This window comes from Martinezella tropici, from assembly GCF_008370325.1.
GTDB lineage: Bacteria > Pseudomonadota > Alphaproteobacteria > Rhizobiales > Rhizobiaceae > Rhizobium > Rhizobium tropici_B.
Window position 1 is genome coordinate 19,008 of sequence record NZ_VNIP01000009.1, and the last position, 17,531, is coordinate 36,538.

The window sequence follows — 17,531 nt, forward strand, 5'->3', positions numbered from 1 at the left end:
CAGATCAGCGTGATCGGATAGGAGAGCGTCAGAGGCGAACAGCCTCAATTAGCTCACCAAGTCAAACTTCGGATTCAAGGATATCTGAGACTGGCGGAATTCCGTCCAAGAGCGGAGCAGCTTCCGGGGCAGCGCCGTCAAAATCTAAAGCAGGTCCTGCAGGAAGGGGATCAGCGGCTCGTCGGCTGGCGGCATCGGGTAGTTGCGCAGACCCTGCGGCCGCACCCATTTCAGCGCCTGCCCTTCCCGGCCGTGCGGAATGCCTTCGTAGCGCCGGCAGATGTAGAGCGGCATCAGCAGATGGAAGGTTTCGTAGGTGTGGCTGGCAAAGGTCAGCGGCGCAAGGCAGGCGATCTTCGTCTGGATGCCGAGTTCTTCCTCGAGCTCGCGCACCAGCGTCTCCTCGGGCGTCTCGCCGGCTTCGACCTTGCCGCCGGGAAATTCCCAGAGACCGGCAAGCGACTTGCCTTCGGGGCGCTGCGCCAGAAGAATGCGGCCATCCGCATCGATGAGCGCGCAGGCGGCAACGAGAACGATCTTGCGGCCTGCCTCGCTCATGCGCCCCCCGGCGGTTGCCAATAGCAATAGCGATAGGCCTCGCGGAAGCCAAAGCGGATATAGAGCGCCAGAGCCGGCGCGTTGTCGGCACTGACCTGAAGCCAGGCGGTCTTGGCGCTGCGCATGCGCGCCCAGCGCAACGCCGACGTCAGGATCTCGATGCCCAGGCCCTTGCGCCGATGCTGCGGCGACACCGCAACCGACATCACGCCGGCAAGATCGTTGTCCTGCACGCAGAGCGTCGTCGCCAGCGGCCCGGCCTCGGCATCCTCGATGACGAAGAGACCCGATGGCGGCTTGATGTTGCTTACCACATCCGCCAGCGCCGGCTTCAAAGCGGGGTCGGCTTCGTCGACAATGAGGCTCGCATCGACAAAACGGCCGACATCATGGCTCGGCAGATGATCCAGCATATCGGGCAGCTCGAGATCGACGAGATCGGCGATCATGACGATGGTCTCGTCGAAGCGCGTCCAGCGGCGCTCCCGCAGAAGGTCTATAAGCTTCGGCGAAGCGAGCGGCGTCTCGCGCACCACCATCGGCCGGCCGTAAGCCTCGAACTTGCGCTGCGCCTTCGCCAGGCGGATTTCGAGATCGCGGTGATCCGAGGGATCGAGCGGCACGACCGAATTCAACCGCTTCGACGGGTGCCCGGCCGTCAGCCGCACCTGCCAGCTGCCGTCATACTGCACTGACGATGCAGGCCAGGCCCGGAAGCCGACGGCTTCGAGCCTGCGCACCAAGGGCAGCTTGTTTATCGTGGACTGCGCATGCATCAGCTAAATATCAGCTCCGGTAGTCGCCATTGATGGCAACATATTCCTTCGTCAGGTCGCAGGTCCAGACCGTTGCGCAACCATTGCCGAGGCCGAGATCGACCTTCACGGGAATATCCTGCTGCTTCATGACATTCGAGGCGGCTTCTTCCGAATAGGAAGCGTCGCGCTCGCCATTGACGGCGACGCGGACATCGCCGAACCAGATGGCAAGCTTGTCGCGATCCGCCATTTCGCCGGCTTTGCCGACCGCCATGACGACACGGCCCCAATTGGCGTCTTCGCCGGCGGCCGCGGTCTTGACCAGCGGCGAATTGGCGATCGAAAGCGCGATGCGCTTGGCGGCAGCGTCATTTTCAGCGCCTGTCACGGTGATTTCGAGCATCTTGGTGGCGCCTTCACCGTCGCGAACGACCTGAATGGCGAGATCCTTGAGCAGCTCGTTGAGCGCCGCGCGGAAGGCTGCAAGCTTGGGATCGTCGGCGCGATCGATATGCGCCTGCCCGTCAGCTGCGGCGGCACCCGTGGCAAACAGCATCAACGTGTCCGAGGTCGAGGTGTCGCTATCGACCGTCATGGAGTTGAAGCTCGGGCCGACGCCGTCGGACAGCAGCGTCTGCAGCGCGGCAGAGGAAATATCGGCATCGGTGACGACGAAGGAGAGCATCGTCGCCATGTCGGGCGCAATCATGCCCGCACCCTTGGCAATGCCGTTGATCGTGACCTTGACGCCGCCGATCTCGGCGGTGCGGGTCGCGACCTTCGGATAGGTATCCGTGGTCATGATCGCCTTGGCGGCCTCGAACCAGAAATCGCTGACGGCATCCTTCGCCATCGTGTCGAGCACGCCGGCAAACTTGGTGGCGTCAAGCGGCTCGCCGATAACGCCGGTGGAAGCGAGATAGACCTCGTTTTCACCGCAGCCGACGGCCGCAGCCGCAGACTTGGCGGTCAGTTCCGTCGCCTGGCGGCCCTTCAGGCCGGTGAAGGCATTGGCATTGCCGGAATTGACGACGACGGCACGCGCGCTGCCATGCGCGAGGTTCTGGCGGCAGAAATCGACCGGAGCCGAAGGGCACTTCGAACGGGTAAAGACGCCGGCGACGGCAGCCGGCTTGTCGAAGACCATCAGCAGGACGTCGGTCCGGTTCTTGTACTTGATGCCGGCGGACGCCGTGGTCATGCGCACGCCGCGAAGAGCGGGCATGGCCGTGAAGGTTTTGGGAGCGAGCGGAGAGACGGAACCGGACATGAGAGCCACCTGATAGAGCATGATGCCGAAAAGTGTAGGCGGTTTTAGGACGACACCATGCTCTGTTTTTTGATTCTGGAGCGGATTCAGATTTTAGGTCGATGCGACCTAAAATCATCCGGCTCCAGTGAAAGGCCCGGAAAACCGGGCCCTGATGGTTTAACTGCTTGTGACTTACTGCTGCGGCTGGGCGTCGGGCGCTGCCGCACCATCCGCAGGTGCGACGGCGTCATCGGCCGGTGCCGCGTCCTGCTGCTTCTGCGCATCGTCATAGGCCTTGCTGAGCGCCGGGTCGTTGATGACGACCTTCGTGTCCGTCTTGGCCTTGTTCAGGAGCTCAAGATACTTGTCGCGCATGACGAGCTGACGAACCTGGTCCTTGACCTGGTCGAACGGCGGCGGCGGAGCATTACGCTTGTCTTCGACCTTGATGATATGCCAGCCGAAATCGGTCTTGACCGGGGTCTTCGTGTAGGTGCCGACCGGAAGAGCGAAAGCTGCGTCTTCGAATTCCTTGACCATGCGGCCATGGCCGAAATAGCCAAGATCGCCACCGTCGGCCTTGTTCGGGTCAGTCGACTTTTCCTTGGCGAGTGCGGCGAAGTCCTTGCCGGCGTCGAGTTCCTTGATGATCGCCTTGGCCTCGTCCTCGGTCTTTACGAGGATGTGGCGGGCGTGAACTTCTTCCTGCTTCGGCAGGGCTGCGACTTCCTTGTCGTAGCGGGCCTTGACTTCGTCATCCGTGATCTTGTCGGCGACATGCGCCTTGAAGAAGGCATTGTGCAGTTCGCGGTCGCGCAGATAGGCCATGTGGGCCTGGAAGTCCGGCGTCTGGTCGAGCTTTTCGGTGGCGGCCTGCTGCGACAGCAGCTTCACGTCGATCGAAGCCGAGAGCGCTGCGACCTTCTTCTGGTCGTCCGGAAGCTGGCCGAGCTGCGGATCGAGGTTGGCGATCGCCAGATTGAGTTCGGACTGATGGATTTCGACATCGCCGACCTTGGCGACAACGGGGTCCTTGGCATCGGCTGCGAATACCGGAGCCTGAAAGGTAACGATTGTTGCGAAAGCAACCGCAGCAAGCTTGTTATACTTCAACATAAAATAACCCTTCGGTGATCTCGACCGGCTCGACAGATGTGATTCCGGCGTGAAAAAGCCTTCAGCAGGAGAATGTGGCCTTTCTGTATCGGCCAAATCCCGTTGACATCAATCGACCCCCCTCTTATCTGTCACGCAACCTCGCGTCCAGAACAGTTTCCGGCCGTTTTGTGCTATACTCCCGTTTTTTTGGGATTGGATAAAGCAGGAAACGGCCGGATGAAATCTCAGAAAGGACCAGTCACATGGTCAGCCTAGGTGGAATTGCCCGCAAGTTGTTTGGCTCGTCCAACGACCGCAGGGTCAAATCGTTCCAGCCGCAAGTAGCCGCAATCAATGAGCTCGAGCAGCAGATGCGCGCGCTGTCCGATGAAGCTCTGGCCGCAAAGACGGTTGAGTTCCGCCAGCAGCTCGCAGACGGCAAGACGCTCGACGATCTTCTCGTACCCGCCTTTGCCGTTGCCCGCGAAGCGTCGCGCCGCGTTCTCGGCATGCGACCTTTTGATGTGCAGCTTATCGGCGGCATGATCCTTCATTCCAACGCCATCGCCGAAATGAAGACCGGTGAAGGCAAGACCCTGGTCGCGACATTGCCGGTCTATCTGAACGCGCTTGCCGGCAAGGGCGTGCACGTCGTCACGGTCAACGACTATCTGGCACAGCGCGATAGCGGTACCATGGGCCGTCTCTACGGTTTCCTCGGCCTGACCACGGGCGTCATCGTCCACGGCTTGTCGGACGAAGAACGCCACGCAGCCTATGCCTGCGACATCACCTACGCCACCAACAACGAACTGGGCTTCGACTATCTGCGCGACAATATGAAGTACGAACGCGCCCAGATGGTACAGCGCGGCCATAACTTCGCGATCGTCGACGAAGTGGACTCGATCCTCGTCGACGAGGCGCGCACGCCGTTGATCATTTCCGGCCCGCTCGACGACCGTTCCGATCTCTACAACGCGATCGACGCCTTCATTCCGCGCCTCTCGAAGGACGATTACGAGATCGACGAAAAGCAGCGGTCCGCCAACTTCTCCGAAGACGGCACCGAGAAGCTGGAAAACATGCTGCGCGATGCCGGCCTGTTGAAGGGTGAATCGCTCTACGACATCGAAAACGTCGCGATCGTCCACCACATCAACAATGCGCTCAAGGCGCACAAGCTGTTCCAGCGCGACAAGGACTATATCGTCCGCAACGGCGAAGTCGTCATCATCGACGAATTCACCGGCCGCATGATGCCGGGCCGACGCTATTCCGACGGCCAGCACCAGGCCCTGGAAGCCAAGGAACACGTACAGATCCAGCCGGAAAACCAGACGCTGGCGCAGATCACCTTCCAGAACTATTTTCGCATGTACGATAAGCTTGCCGGCATGACGGGCACGGCATCGACTGAAGCGGAAGAATTCGGCAACATCTACGGCCTCGACGTCATCGAAGTGCCGACCAATCTGCCGATCCAGCGTATCGACGAGGACGACGAGGTCTATCGTACGCATACTGAGAAGTACAACGCGATCATCAACGAGATCCTCGATGCGCATAAGCGCAGCCAGCCGGTCTTGGTCGGCACGACGTCGATCGAGAAGTCCGAACTTCTCGCCGATCTCATGCGCAAGCGCGGCTTCTCCAATTTCCAAGTGCTGAATGCCCGCTATCACGAGCAGGAAGCCTATATCGTCGCCCAGGCCGGCGTTCCCGGCACCGTGACGATCGCCACCAACATGGCCGGCCGCGGTACCGATATTCAGCTTGGCGGCAACCTCGAAATGCGCGTCGAGCGCGATCTGCACGAGGTGGAGCCCGGTCCCGAGCGCGATGCGGCCATTGCCAGGATCGCCGAGGAAATCAAGGAACTGAAGCAACAGGCTCTGGCCGCCGGCGGCCTCTACGTCATCGCCAGCGAGCGCCATGAAAGCCGCCGTATCGACAATCAGCTTCGCGGTCGTTCCGGCCGTCAGGGCGACCCGGGTCGCTCCAAGTTCTACCTGTCGCTCCAGGACGACCTGATGCGCATCTTCGGCTCCGACCGCATGGACGGCATGCTGCAGAAGCTGGGCCTCAAGGAAGGCGAAGCCATCGTCCACCCCTGGATCAACAAGGCTCTGGAACGCGCCCAGAAGAAGGTCGAAGCCCGTAACTTCGATATCCGCAAGAACGTTTTGAAGTACGACGACGTACTGAACGACCAGCGCAAGGTCATCTTCGAGCAGCGCGTCGAGCTGATGGAATCGAAGGACCTCTCCGAATTCGTCGGTGACATGCGCCACGGCGTCATCGAGGACCTGGTTTCAAGACATATTCCCGAGCGCGCCTATGCCGAACAATGGGATGCCGATGGGCTGAAGGCTGGTGTCGCCAACTTCTTCGATCTCGACATGCCGATCCATGACTGGGTCAAGGAAGAAGGTATCGCCGAAGACGATATCCGCGCCCGCCTGACGGAAGCCGCCGAAAAGGCAGCGGCCGAAAAGGCCGAACGCTTCGGACCCGAGATCATGACCTATGTCGAGCGCTCCATCGTGCTGCAGACGCTGGACAATCTCTGGCGCGAGCACATCGTCAATCTCGACCATCTGCGTTCGGTCATCGGCTTCCGCGGCTACGCCCAGCGCGATCCGCTGCAGGAATACAAGGCCGAGGCTTTCGAGCTGTTCCAGGCACTCTTGAACAATCTGCGCCAAGCAGTGACGGCCCAGCTCTCGCGCGTCGAACTCGTGCAGCAGCCGGCCGAGCCGGAAACGCCACCGATGCAGGCCCGCCACATCGACGCAACGACCGGCGAGGACGAATTCTCCCCCTTCGCTCTAGCAAGTGAGAGCGCTGTAGCGCCAGAAAATCGCGATCCGCGCAACCCGGCAACCTGGGGCCGCGTCGGCCGCAACGAGGCATGCCCCTGCGGCTCCGGCAAGAAGTACAAGCACTGCCACGGCGCCTTCGAGAGCAGCGAAGTCGTCTGAGCCTTATCGGTTGATAGCAATGACAAAATGCCGCCAGTTTGGCGGCATTTTTGTTTTTGCGACAATCAGGAATCACGCCAAGCCAGGGCGGCAGCGGTCGATCGTGCTCAGATGGCGGAGTGCGGATCTTCACTGTAGAGATGGATCGGATAGCCGGGGCCGATGGCGTCAAGCACACGATCGGACCAAGCCGTGAACGCGGGATAACCGGCGAGATCAAAGCCGCAATCCGCAGCCCGATGGGCATAGGCATAAACCGCTATGTCCGCGATCGAAAACTCCTCGCCGGCGAGAAATGGCGTGGTCTTCAGCCCGCGCTCGAGCGCCGCAAGCGCACGAAGGCCTCCCGCGCGCTTGGCCTCCGTCATGACGGCATTGAGCTCGAGCCGCCCCGTCAAGGTCCAGAAGCGCAGCGTGCCGATGACCGGCTCGACATGATATTGCTCGAAGAATAGCCACTGCATGACCTTGGCGCGCTGATAGCGGTCCGCCGGAAGAAATCGCGTGCCTTCGGCGACATAGGTAAGGATCGCATTCGATTCGGCGATCGCGCGCCCATCCTCCAGTTCGAGAACGGGAATGCCGCCTGCCGGATTGAGAGCGAGAAAGGCATCCGTGCGTCCCTCGCCTTCGAAAATCGACACCAGGCGGGTTTGATATGGAATATTGAGCAGCCCGAACAAAACCCTGGCCTTCCAGCCATTCTGCGATGGCAGATAATCATAGAGCGTGAGCATGGGATCCTCCGTTGGCATGCGATCGATTCTACATCTCGGCTAAATGTCCGCCACCCGTTTCCTGCAGCGGGGCGCGGTATCGCACCCCTAAGAGCCGCAGCATCCCAAGGTTGCCTCGAATCCCCTCAGCGAACAATTCTTCGCAGCTTACGGATGATTTTTGCATGCGGAAAGAACCGATTCTTAACCCTCCTCTGCCAAGACTGCCGCGAGGTTGGGATCATACTTAAAGTATTGCGTATCGATCATGGCGGTCTTTCAAACAGCGGAGAGAATGTTGCCGTCCGCATTGCGGACCGCGCTATCGCCGTATCTGCGCAAACTCGCTGCCATCTTTGCTGGTCAGGACGAAAAGGCCGTTTCGCAGCGCATGGCGCTGATCGCCTTCACGATCCGCATCGCGGGCGCCGCCCTCGCCTTCCTGTCGCAGATCATCCTTGCCCGCCTGATGGGCCGGTTTGAATACGGCGTCTTCGTTTTCGTCTGGGTGTTGATGATCCTCTTCGGCAATCTTGCCTGTCTCGGCTTCCCGACCGCCATCATCCGCTTCCTGCCGCAATATGATGCCAGCGGCAATCACGATGCCATTCGCGGCCTGAACGCGACGGCGCGCCTGTTCGTGGTGGCCGTCTCGGGTACGCTGGCCCTGATCGGCGCGTTCCTGATCTATGTCTTCCGCGGCATGATCGAAGTCTATTACATCCTGCCGATCTTCCTCGGGCTGATTGCTGTGCCGATGATTGCGCTCGGCGATGTTCTCGACGGGACGGCACGTGCCAAGCATTGGCCGGTCATGGCCTTGAGCCCGACCTTCCTGATCCGTCCGACGCTGATATTGCTCTTCATGGTCGGCGCTGTCCTTGGCGGAGCGCCGCGCGATGCGGTTACCGCTATGACGGCAGCCCTGGCCGGTGCCTTTACCAGTGTCCTGCTGCAATATCTGGTTGTGACCCTCCGCCTGCGCCGCCATTATCCGGGCGGCCCGAAAGCCACGGAATTCAACGCGTGGTTCACCGTCGCCTTTCCGATCTTTCTTGTCGAAGGCGTGGGCTACCTCCTCACCAATTCCGACGTCGTGGTGGTCGGGATCTTCCTCGATCCAGATCAGGTCGCCGTCTATTTTGCCGCCACCAAAACCATGGCGCTGGTTCACTTCGTCTATTTTGCCGTCAAGGCCGCGATCGGCCCGCGCTTTGCCGCCATCCTGGCGGAAGGTGACCGAAGCAAGCTCGCCGCCTTCGCAGCCGATGCAACGCGCTGGACCTTCTTTCCCGCGCTTGCCATCGGTCTTGCCGTGCTCGCCGCTGGCCAGTTCCTGCTGTCGCTCTTCGGCGCGTCCTTCACCGATGGTCAGATCGTCATGGCAATCCTGCTTGCCGGCATCCTCGCAAGGGCATTGGTCGGCCCTGCCGAAGTGCTTCTGACCATGGCCGACAAGCAGATGCTCTGCGTCTATCTCTATGCAGCAGCACTTGTCACCAATATCGGCCTGAACGTCATCCTCATCCCACATCTCGGCATCGAAGGAGCAGCCATTGCCGGCGCCGCCGCCATGGCGATCGAGGCTCTGCTTCTGCACATCGCGGTCCGCCACGCGCTCGGCATCACCCTGTTCGCCCTCATCCGGCGCCCCGCAACGCCACCGGCAACGAGGGCTCTCTGATCATGGCACGCCCTCCCTACACCCAAAGTACCGACAGCCAAGTGAATGCCCTGACGCATACGCTCGCGGCGCTGCACTTCGAAACGCCGAAGGCCGAGGCCCGGGTCGAGATCGGCCGCCCCGGCCGCGAACTCTGCCTCTATCCCGGCAAGCTCGGCTACGAGTTGCAGGACGAGCTGGACTTCCTGTCCAACCGCGCCATGGAGCCGAACGTCTTCTTCTCCGGCCGTTTTCTGGCGCCCGCCATGCCGCGGCTGGAGGACCGGCAGGTGCGCCTGGCGCTGATGCGCGACAACAGCAGCACGCGCAGCCGCATGCGTCTGCTGATGCCCTTCACCGTCGACAAGCCGGGCTTTGCGATCGGCCCGTCGATCATCCGCGTCTGGTCCAACTCCTTCGGCCCGCTCGGCACGCCGCTCGTCGATGCGGAGGATGCGGGCGAGACGCTCGATAATCTCTTCGAAGCGCTCTCCCGGCAGGAACTGCACCTGCCGACGACGCTGGTGCTGCCGGATGTGCGCCTGAACGGCCGCTTCGTTCAAATGGCGAAGGTCATCGCCATCGGCCGGAACCTGCCAATCGCGGTCGCCAATCCTTTCCAGCGCCCGATGCTTCAGAGCAACGACGATGCGCTCGCCTATCTCAAGCGGACGATCTCAAACGCGCATTTGCGCGAAATGCGCCGGCAATGGCGTTTATTGGAAAATCAGGGCGAGGTCAGCTACAACGTCGCGCGTCAGCCGGGCGACGTGCACAGGCGCATGGAAGAATTCCTGGCAATCGAGGCAAGCGGCTGGAAGGGCAAGAAGCGCTCGGCGCTCGTCACCGATCGCCATCATGCCGCCTTTGCCCGCGAAGCGATTTCCAATCTTGCAGCCATCGACGCGGTGCGCATCCACACCATCGATCTCGACGGCAGGGCCATTGCCTCGATGATCGTGCTCATTATGGGCGGCGAGGCCTATACGTGGAAGACCGCCTATGACGAGGCCTATGCCCGTTTTTCGCCGGGCAAGCTGCTGATGGGCGAACTGACGGAATGGCATCTCGACGACGCCAACGTCGTCCGCTCCGATTCCTGCGCCGTACCGGATCATCCGATCATGAGCCGCTTCTGGCATGAGCGCGAGGATATGGGCACGCTGATCGTCGGCCTGACGCCGAATGGCGACCGTGACGTCCGCCAGGTAACCGCGCAACTGCATATGTATCGCAGCACCCGCAACATGGCGAAGCTGCTACGCGAAAAGATCCTGTCGCTTACGAAGCGTTAGAACCGAGACTCTCGGCAATCGCCCGCTCACGCAGCAGGCGGCGGATCACCTTGCCCGACGTCGTCATCGGCAGCGCGTCGACGAATTCGATCTCGCGCGGATATTCATGCATGGAAAGCCGGGTCTTCACCCACTCACGGATCTCGGCCGCCAATGCTTCGTTCGGTTCGCGGCCTGGTATGAGAACGACATAGGCCTTGACGATTTCCGTTCTGACCGCATCCGGCTTGCCAACCGCCGCGGCAAGCTGCACGGCCGGGTGGCCGCCAAGGCAATCCTCGATCTCGCTCGGGCCGATGCGATAGCCGGACGAGGTGATGACATCGTCGTCGCGCCCGACGAAGGAAATATAGCCATCCGCATCCTGCCGGCCGATATCACCGGTCAGCAGCCAATCATTGGCAAATTTCGCCTCGGTCGCCGTCTCGTTCTGCCAGTAGCCGAGGAACATCACCGGATCGGGCCGTTTGATCGCAATCTGCCCGCTCTCCCCGATCGGAACTTCGACACCATCGGCATCGACGATCGCGACACGATGGCCGGGCACGGGCTTGCCGGTCGCCCCGGCACGGCTGACCCCTAAGGCCTCGCTGGAAGAGAGCACGAAATTGCACTCCGTCTGGCCGAAGAATTCGTTGACGCTGACACCGAGCGCCGACCGCGCCCATTCGAAGGTTTCGCGGCCGAGCGCCTCACCCGCCGAACCTATCGTGCGCAGCTTGAGGTCGTAACGCGCCCGCGGATTGTCGACAGCCTTCAAAAGCCGCAGCGCCGTCGGCGGGATGAAGGCATTGCGCACCTCCATTTCGGCCATGATGCGGAACGCCATGTGCGGATCGAACTTCTGCGCAGGCGAGGAAACGACGGGAACGCCGAGCATCAGGCTCGGCAGCAGCGCATTCAGAAGGCCGCCGGCCCAGGCCCAGTCCGATGGCGTCCAGAGCCGATCACCGGCTTTGGGAAAGCCCTCATGGGCGAACTGCATGCCCGGAATATGCCCCGGCAACACGCGATGGCCATGCAGCGCGCCCTTGGGCGGCCCGGTCGTGCCCGAGGTGAAGATCATCAATGCCGGATCGTCCGGGCCGGTGTCGGCCACCTCGAACAAGGGCGGATGCGCCGCGACCAGATCGGCAAAGCCGGCAACGCCCTCTTCAGCGCCGTCGATGCTGATCACTTGCGCAAGTTCAGGCAGCCGGTGCCGGATCGGACGAAGCCGCTCGAGGCCGAACCGGTTGGTCACGATCGCCGATGCGCCTGATGCCTTCAGCCGGTACTCCAGCGCCTCGGCGCCGAACAGCAAAGCCAGAGGCAGAGCGACCGCCCCCATCTTGTAGATAGCGACATGCGCCACGACCGTCTCGAAACTCTGCGGCAACAGCAGCGCCACCCGATCTCCTCGATCCACGCCAAGTGCTGTAAGCGCATTGGCGAAAGAGGCGGAACGATCGCGCAACTCACCATAGGTCATGGAAAAGTGATTGCCGTCAGGATTGAAATGCTGGAGGCAGACCCGATCTGGCTCGCCCTCGACCCAAGCATCGCAAACAGCATGTCCTATGTTGAATTTCGCCGGAATCTCCCAACGAAAGTCGCGATAGAGGGCATCATAAGTATCACGCGGGGGCAATTTCATGCAGAATTCCAAAAATGGTGCGGTGCAGCTAACACCTGTCGCCCGCAGGGTTCAAGGAAACATTTGAGATTGCCGTCTTCCCTGCCGAACGATTTGCCTTATTTATTGAAGAATACTTCGAAGCTCTTCACGAACGGACCCACCGATCGGCGGCAAGCCTGGCCGCCGGATTAATTTGGTGACGCACGCATTCCGCCGCCCTCGGGGCGGCGGGCCTCTTTGCGCCGGATAATCGAATGGACGGAGAATATCGATGGAATACGTAAAGCTTGGCCGGACCGGTCTGGAAGTTTCACGCATCTGCCTGGGTTGCATGACCTATGGCGATCCCAACAAGGGCACGCACGCCTGGTCGTTGAAGGAGGAGGAGAGCCGCCCGCTGCTGCGCCAGGCGATCGAGGCCGGCATCAACTTCCTCGATACGGCCAACACCTATTCCAACGGCTCCTCGGAAGAGATCGTCGGCCGCGCCATCAAGGATTTCGCCCGCCGCGACGATATCGTGCTCGCCACCAAAGTCTTCAATCGTATGCGCCCCGGCCCGAACGGCGCCGGCCTGTCGCGCAAGGCGATCTTCGACGAGATCGACAACAGCCTGCGCCGCCTCGGCACCGACTATGTCGATCTCTACCAGATCCATCGCTGGGACTATACGACGCCGATCGAGGAAACGCTGGAAGCGCTGCATGATGTCGTCAAGGCCGGCAAGGCCCGCTACATCGGCGCCTCCTCCATGTATGCCTGGCAGTTCGCCAAGGCGATCTACACCTCCCGCCTCAACGGCTGGACGGAGTTCGTCAGCATGCAGGACCACTTGAACCTGCTCTACCGCGAGGAGGAGCGCGAGATGCTGCCCTTCTGCGAAGACCAGAAAATCGCCGTCATCCCCTGGAGCCCGCTCGCCCGCGGCCGGCTCACCCGCGATTGGGATGAGGCGACGGCCCGCACGGAATCCGACGAATTCGGCAAGACGCTCTATACGCAAGCGCTCGAAGCCGACCGCAAGATCGTCGATGCCGTCGGCGCGATCGCCAAGGCACGCGGCATCCCGCGCGCGCAGGTGGCGACCGCCTGGATCCTGCAGAAGAGCGCCGTCACCGCGCCGATCATCGGCGCCTCTAAGCCTGGCCACATCACCGATGCCGTCGCGTCCCTGGAGGTGAAATTGACGCCGGAGGAAATCGAGGCGCTGGAGAGCCCTTATGTCCCGCATGGGGTTGCTGGATTTAAGTGATCTGGGATTTGCGGCTGGTCAGGTTACGCTGGTGATGCCGCACCTGCTTGCCTGGCCCCTCACCCCCCTCTCCCCGCCTATGCGGGGAGAGGGGGGGGCCTGCCAAATCCACGTCCCGTCCACGGTGACCGCGAGTGTTTTGCTCGATCGTCCCCTCTCCCCGCAAGCGGGGAGAGGGCTAGGGTGAGGGGCACTCACACCCTCTGAAGCCGATTGGCCACGCGGCAAATCGCGCAAAAGTGACTTCACGAGCAGGTCACAGTTGAGGCTTAACAGGTCAGGGTTCCTTACCCCCGAGGATGATATCTAATGATCACGGTTCCCTTCGAGGCGCGGCGCTTTCAGTCGACCGCGGCCTATTACCTGCGTTATCGCATCCCCTATCCGGACAGGCTGATCGAGCGCGTCGCCGAGCGTAGCGGCCTGAAACCCGGTGGCCATGTACTGGATCTCGGCTGCGGTCCCGGCCAGCTCGGCATCGCCTTCGCGCGGCTGCAGGGAGCGGCTGTCACCGCCATGGACCCGGAGCCGGAAATGCTCGCCGAGGTCGAGGCCGGCGCGAAGATGGCCGGCGTCGATATCACCATTCGTCAGGGCTCCTCCTACGATCTCGGCCCGGATATCGGCAAGCTGCACCTCTGTGTCATGGGCCGCTCATTTCACTGGATGGACAGGCCGGCAACGCTGGAAGCACTGGATAGGCTGATCGAGCCCGGCGGCGCCGTCGTCCTCTTCCACGATAAGGGCATTCTGGCGGAGCCGAACTGGCGCGGCATCCTTGAGCCGCTGATGGAAACCTATTCGCCCGAGCGCAGCGCGGAGCGGCAGATGCGCAGGGGCAAGGAATGGACGCCGCATGAAGCCATGCTGCTCGCCTCCCCCTTCCGCAATCTGGAACGGATCGGCATCGTCTCGGAATATACAAGGGATATCGAAGAGATCGTCGGCCGCATCTTCTCGATGTCGTCGACCTCGCCGCAGGCGCTCGGCGACAAGGCGGCCGATTTCGAAGCGGCCCTGCGCGCCGAACTGCTGGCGGTCGCGCCCGACGGCAAGTTCAAGGAGATCGTCGAGGCGAACGGGTTGCTTGCATTTCGCGACTAGGCGAAGGTCAGCCGTTGCTTTCATCCGGCAGCGGCGTCAGCTCCTGCCGGGTCGCCGACAGGAACTCCTGCGACAGTTCGGAACTGTCCATGGCCCGCGCCAGGATGACGGCGCCGACCATGGCGGAGAGGCTGGCAAAAGCCTTGCGACGGCGCTCCTCCGGCGTTTCGCCGGGAACGATCTCTTCCAGCACCTCGACCAGCCCCATCAGCCCGCCCGTGAAGGTGGATTGCATCTTGGGACCATGACGGCTGACCTCCTGCGTCAGCGCCGCGAAGACACAGCCGGTCGCATGCTCGACCACATTGCGATGCGAGAGATAATGGGCCAGCAGCGCTTCCAGCGGCTGGTCGGGCGAGCTTGCCGCGACCTCCTTCCAGCGCTCCAGCGAGCGCGTCACCAAAGCCTTGCTCGCCTCGCAGGCAAGCTCGTCCTTCGAATCGAAATGGCCGTAGAAACCGCCATGCGTGAGCCCGGCCGCCTTCATGATCTCAGCGACACCGATGCCGTCGAAACCCTTCTCGCGAAAGAGCTCGCCTGCCACGGCAAGGATCTTCTCGCGATTCTCGGCGAATTTCTCCCGGCTAACTCTCATCAAAAAACTCCATCAGAGCATCAATAAATCTGTATTGACAATTTATATGATGACCATCATCAATACGCAACAAATATGATAGCAATCATGTAAATGCCTTTACACAAACGTTCAAGCCGGAAGAGCGGCATGACGCTAGAAGTGGGCACGGTTACCCCTGGCCGTCCGCGATCGAGCGTTTTCTCAAGCTCTCCCGATCCCGACGCCAAGACACGCAACCCTATTGGAACGCCCCTCATGGTCTCAACTGCCCTTGCTTCGACGCTCGCCCGGCGCAACATTCACTATGGATGGGTCGTGGTCGCCGCCACCTTCCTCACCATGCTGGTCACGGCCGGCGCCATGGGCGCGCCCGGCGTGCTCATCAAGCCGCTGGAGGACGAGTTCGGCTGGAGCACCTCGTCCATCTCCTCGGCGCTTGCCGTGCGGCTGCTGCTATTCGGCCTGATGGGTCCCTTCGCCGCCGCCTTCATGAACCATTTCGGCGTGCGCAAGGTCATCGTCTTCGCGCTGGCGACCATTACCGTCGGCTTCATCGGCTCGCTCTTCATGACTGAAGTCTGGCAGCTGCTTCTGTGCTGGGGCATCATCATCGGCTTCGGCACCGGTCTCACAGCCATGGTGCTCGCCGCCACCGTCTCGACCCGCTGGTTCACCAAGCATCGCGGCCTCGTCATCGGCATGCTATCCGCCAGCTCGGCGACCGGACAGCTCGTCTTCCTGCCGCTGATGGCGGAGCTGACGACGCGCTATGGCTGGCGCACCACGGTGCTCTTCGTCTGCGGCATGATCGTCGTTGCCGCCCTCATCGTGCTGCTGCTGATGCGCGACCGTCCTTCGGACGTCAACCTGCCGCTGGTCGGTGAGATCCACATCACGCCTCCGCCGCCGGCCACCAGAAACCTGAAGGCCGCGCTCGCCTCGCCGATCGCGATCCTGCGGGAGGCCTCCACGACCTCGACCTTCTGGATCCTGTTCGCCACCTTCTTCATCTGCGGCCTGTCGACGAACGGCCTGGTCCAGACGCACTTCGTCACCCTGTGCGGCGATTTCGGCATCGTGCCGGTCGCAGCCGCCAGCGTGCTCGCCGTCATGGGCATCTTCGATTTCTTCGGCACGATCGGCTCCGGCTGGCTCTCCGACCGTTTCGACAATCGCTGGCTGCTCTTCTGGTATTACGGGTTGCGCGGCCTGTCGCTGGTCTACCTGCCTTTCAGCAACTTCACCTTCTACGGCCTGTCGATCTTCGCGGTCTTCTACGGCCTCGACTGGATCGCCACCGTGCCCCCGACCGTCAAGATCGCCGCCGACCGTTTCGGCCGCGAAAGAGCCGGCCTCGTCTTCGGCTGGGTCTTCGCCGGCCACCAGCTGGGTGCGGCCACGGCTGCCTATGGCGCCGGCCTGACCCGCACGGAGCTCAACACCTACCTGCCCGCCTTCTTCGTCGCCGGCGCCTTCTGCCTGCTCGCCGCCATCCTGGCGATCACCCTGCAAAAGTCCGGCTCCACCAGCAAAGGCCCGGCCATGGCTCACTGAGCCTCAAACGGCAAAAAGCCCATGGCGTCCACCCACGCCATGGGCCAAACCGCAACCCTGCGGAAACACTCGCAATATCTGCCAACCCGGCTTGCGCGCCCCGCCGGTCACATGCTAGACAGCCGCCTCGTCAGTACCCCGTTGCCCCATTGGCGGAATTGGTAGACGCGCTCGACTCAAAATCGAGTTTCGAAAGAAGTGCTGGTTCGACTCCGGCATGGGGCACCACTTCAAACATAGCCTGTTGAAGTCTCAGATCATCAAAGCTGGTCATATCCAAAGTCCGAGCTCCCATTTTACATCTCCTTTAGAGTTCGCGGCTGACCCGTCGGTCGAACTGGAGCGCGCTTGGTTGTCTTGCCCGTCGTGAGCTCGAACTTTGGGTGAATAAAAGCTCTCAAAGAGCCATCGAAGTATTGTGTTTTCCTCCGAGAAACGGTTGATCAATGTTTGGTACATGCAATCTCTGGGGGAGCACGGCATGATCAGAACAATAAGGCATATTCCCATTCTCGGACTTATATTGACTCTTTCAGCATGGAACTGCTTCGCGGAGGATATTCCCGCATTTTGGCGGAAGACCATGACCAATGACCCTTCCACGAATTGGTATCTGTCTGAAGCCATGAAACGTTTGCCGGATGCCGATGCGGAAATCCTGCGAATCTATAAGTTGGGCGGTATCGTCGGCACCATGTGTGAGGGTGCTAAAACCAATACTGCTGTCGGGAATCTATTTTTGAAAACGTCCGGTTACGGAAAGATCACAGGTGACAGGTATCGAGAGACCGCATTTCTGGCGGACGAGCGTTTTAAATATTTTGATTATCAGGCTCTCGCGCATCTGTGCGCAGGAGGTGATTATATGTTCGGACCTCAGGGGCACTTACTTCCGAACTTAATCACAGGAAATAAGGGAATACCCAAATTCTCTTACGATGGCAGGGACCCCTACATCAGGTTGCCCTCCATATCAACCGTGCGACATGGGTAAGGCAGCGGTTTGCAACTCGTCGAAGCAAAGAAGCGCGTAGCCCGTGAACTCACACCATCACGAAAAATTTTGCCTTTCCGCCATTTCCGTCACTCCCCGACCATTTAC

General features: G+C 61.1%; 14 protein-coding genes and 1 tRNA gene. 8 read left to right on the top strand and 7 right to left on the bottom strand.

Going from position 1 to position 17,531, the window contains the following annotated elements; translation table 11 throughout:
* Nucleotides 1-144: 144 nt before the first annotated feature.
* The 4 genes from mutT to FP026_RS16935 form a co-directional block, all read right to left on the bottom strand.
* Entirely contained in the window at nt 145-558 is a 414-nt protein-coding gene (gene mutT / locus FP026_RS16920; protein WP_149635804.1) for an 8-oxo-dGTP diphosphatase MutT, read from the bottom strand.
* Nucleotides 555-1,334 (bottom strand): GNAT family N-acetyltransferase, encoded by a 780-nt coding sequence (locus tag FP026_RS16925; RefSeq protein WP_149635805.1) that lies wholly within the window; start codon nt 1,332-1,334, stop codon nt 555-557. The genes mutT and FP026_RS16925 overlap by 4 nt, the downstream gene beginning before the upstream one ends.
* A 10-nt stretch (nt 1,335-1,344) precedes the next feature.
* Nucleotides 1,345-2,586 (bottom strand): bifunctional glutamate N-acetyltransferase/amino-acid acetyltransferase ArgJ, encoded by a 1,242-nt coding sequence (gene argJ / locus FP026_RS16930; RefSeq protein WP_149635806.1) that lies wholly within the window; start codon nt 2,584-2,586, stop codon nt 1,345-1,347.
* Between the two features lie 174 nt (nt 2,587-2,760).
* Nucleotides 2,761-3,684 (bottom strand): peptidylprolyl isomerase, encoded by a 924-nt coding sequence (locus tag FP026_RS16935; RefSeq protein ID WP_149635807.1) that lies wholly within the window; start codon nt 3,682-3,684, stop codon nt 2,761-2,763.
* Nucleotides 3,685-3,929: 245 nt separating this feature from the next.
* Here FP026_RS16935 and secA point away from each other — a divergent pair, with 245 nt between their 5' ends.
* On the top strand, nt 3,930-6,650 hold the full coding sequence (gene secA / locus FP026_RS16940; protein WP_149635808.1) for a preprotein translocase subunit SecA: 2,721 nt from the start codon (nt 3,930-3,932) through the stop codon (nt 6,648-6,650).
* Nucleotides 6,651-6,757: 107 nt separating this feature from the next.
* Here secA and FP026_RS16945 read toward each other — a convergent pair whose 3' ends face one another.
* On the bottom strand, nt 6,758-7,387 hold the full coding sequence (locus FP026_RS16945) for a glutathione S-transferase family protein (protein WP_149635809.1): 630 nt from the start codon (nt 7,385-7,387) through the stop codon (nt 6,758-6,760).
* A 247-nt stretch (nt 7,388-7,634) separates the two neighbouring features.
* On the opposite strand from FP026_RS16945, the gene FP026_RS16950 reads away from it, so the two are divergent.
* Both FP026_RS16950 and FP026_RS16955 read left to right on the top strand, forming a co-directional pair.
* Nucleotides 7,635-9,050, top strand: a complete 1,416-nt coding sequence (locus FP026_RS16950) for an oligosaccharide flippase family protein (RefSeq protein ID WP_149635810.1) — start codon at nt 7,635-7,637, stop codon at nt 9,048-9,050.
* Nucleotides 9,051-9,052: 2 nt separating this feature from the next.
* Nucleotides 9,053-10,324 (top strand): GNAT family N-acetyltransferase, encoded by a 1,272-nt coding sequence (locus FP026_RS16955; RefSeq protein ID WP_149635811.1) that lies wholly within the window; start codon nt 9,053-9,055, stop codon nt 10,322-10,324.
* Here the strand turns inward: FP026_RS16955 and FP026_RS16960 are convergent.
* Nucleotides 10,311-11,960 carry an AMP-binding protein gene (locus FP026_RS16960; RefSeq protein ID WP_149635812.1) on the bottom strand — a complete coding sequence of 550 codons (1,650 nt, stop codon included), beginning with the start codon at nt 11,958-11,960 and terminating at the stop codon, nt 10,311-10,313. The genes FP026_RS16955 and FP026_RS16960 overlap by 14 nt on opposite strands.
* A 253-nt stretch (nt 11,961-12,213) precedes the next feature.
* Between FP026_RS16960 and FP026_RS16965 the strand changes: the two genes are divergently transcribed.
* Entirely contained in the window at nt 12,214-13,194 is a 981-nt protein-coding gene (locus FP026_RS16965) for an aldo/keto reductase (RefSeq protein WP_149635813.1), read from the top strand.
* 309 nt (nt 13,195-13,503) lie between these two features.
* Nucleotides 13,504-14,298 carry a class I SAM-dependent methyltransferase gene (locus FP026_RS16970; RefSeq protein ID WP_149635814.1) on the top strand — a complete coding sequence of 265 codons (795 nt, stop codon included), beginning with the start codon at nt 13,504-13,506 and terminating at the stop codon, nt 14,296-14,298.
* Nucleotides 14,299-14,305: 7 nt separating this feature from the next.
* Here the strand turns inward: FP026_RS16970 and FP026_RS16975 are convergent, their stop codons facing one another.
* Nucleotides 14,306-14,893, bottom strand: a complete 588-nt coding sequence (locus FP026_RS16975) for a TetR/AcrR family transcriptional regulator (RefSeq protein WP_149635815.1) — start codon at nt 14,891-14,893, stop codon at nt 14,306-14,308.
* Nucleotides 14,894-15,130: 237 nt separating this feature from the next.
* Here FP026_RS16975 and FP026_RS16980 point away from each other — a divergent pair, with 237 nt between their 5' ends.
* The 3 genes from FP026_RS16980 to FP026_RS16990 all read left to right on the top strand — a co-directional run bounded on the left by FP026_RS16980 (nt 15,131) and on the right by FP026_RS16990 (nt 17,423).
* Nucleotides 15,131-16,429, top strand: coding sequence for an MFS transporter (locus FP026_RS16980; RefSeq protein WP_149636139.1), 1,299 nt, complete (start codon nt 15,131-15,133; stop codon nt 16,427-16,429).
* Nucleotides 16,430-16,572: 143 nt separating this feature from the next.
* A tRNA-Leu gene (locus FP026_RS16985) sits at nt 16,573-16,657 on the top strand.
* A gap of 253 nt (nt 16,658-16,910) precedes the next feature.
* Nucleotides 16,911-17,423: a hypothetical protein gene (locus FP026_RS16990; RefSeq protein ID WP_246665375.1), complete on the top strand. Its 513-nt coding sequence runs from the start codon at nt 16,911-16,913 to the stop codon at nt 17,421-17,423.
* The last annotated feature ends 108 nt before the right edge of the window (nt 17,424-17,531 follow it).

Excerpts from the sequence above, each read along its gene's own strand:
- FP026_RS16935 (WP_149635807.1), bottom strand. The coding sequence starts at position 3,684 with ATGTTGAAGTATAACAAGCTTGCTGCGGTTGCTTTCGCAACAATCGTT.
- mutT (WP_149635804.1), bottom strand. The coding sequence starts at position 558 with ATGAGCGAGGCAGGCCGCAAGATCGTTCTCGTTGCCGCCTGCGCGCTC.
- FP026_RS16945 (WP_149635809.1), bottom strand. The coding sequence starts at position 7,387 with ATGCTCACGCTCTATGATTATCTGCCATCGCAGAATGGCTGGAAGGCC.
- secA (WP_149635808.1), top strand. The coding sequence starts at position 3,930 with ATGGTCAGCCTAGGTGGAATTGCCCGCAAGTTGTTTGGCTCGTCCAAC.
- FP026_RS16980 (WP_149636139.1), top strand. The coding sequence starts at position 15,131 with ATGGTCTCAACTGCCCTTGCTTCGACGCTCGCCCGGCGCAACATTCAC.
- FP026_RS16960 (WP_149635812.1), bottom strand. The coding sequence starts at position 11,960 with ATGAAATTGCCCCCGCGTGATACTTATGATGCCCTCTATCGCGACTTT.
- argJ (WP_149635806.1), bottom strand. The coding sequence starts at position 2,586 with ATGTCCGGTTCCGTCTCTCCGCTCGCTCCCAAAACCTTCACGGCCATG.
- FP026_RS16990 (WP_246665375.1), top strand. The coding sequence starts at position 16,911 with ATGATCAGAACAATAAGGCATATTCCCATTCTCGGACTTATATTGACT.
- FP026_RS16975 (WP_149635815.1), bottom strand. The coding sequence starts at position 14,893 with ATGAGAGTTAGCCGGGAGAAATTCGCCGAGAATCGCGAGAAGATCCTT.
- FP026_RS16955 (WP_149635811.1), top strand. The coding sequence starts at position 9,053 with ATGGCACGCCCTCCCTACACCCAAAGTACCGACAGCCAAGTGAATGCC.
- FP026_RS16925 (WP_149635805.1), bottom strand. The coding sequence starts at position 1,334 with ATGCATGCGCAGTCCACGATAAACAAGCTGCCCTTGGTGCGCAGGCTC.
- FP026_RS16970 (WP_149635814.1), top strand. The coding sequence starts at position 13,504 with ATGATCACGGTTCCCTTCGAGGCGCGGCGCTTTCAGTCGACCGCGGCC.
- FP026_RS16950 (WP_149635810.1), top strand. The coding sequence starts at position 7,635 with ATGGCGGTCTTTCAAACAGCGGAGAGAATGTTGCCGTCCGCATTGCGG.
- FP026_RS16965 (WP_149635813.1), top strand. The coding sequence starts at position 12,214 with ATGGAATACGTAAAGCTTGGCCGGACCGGTCTGGAAGTTTCACGCATC.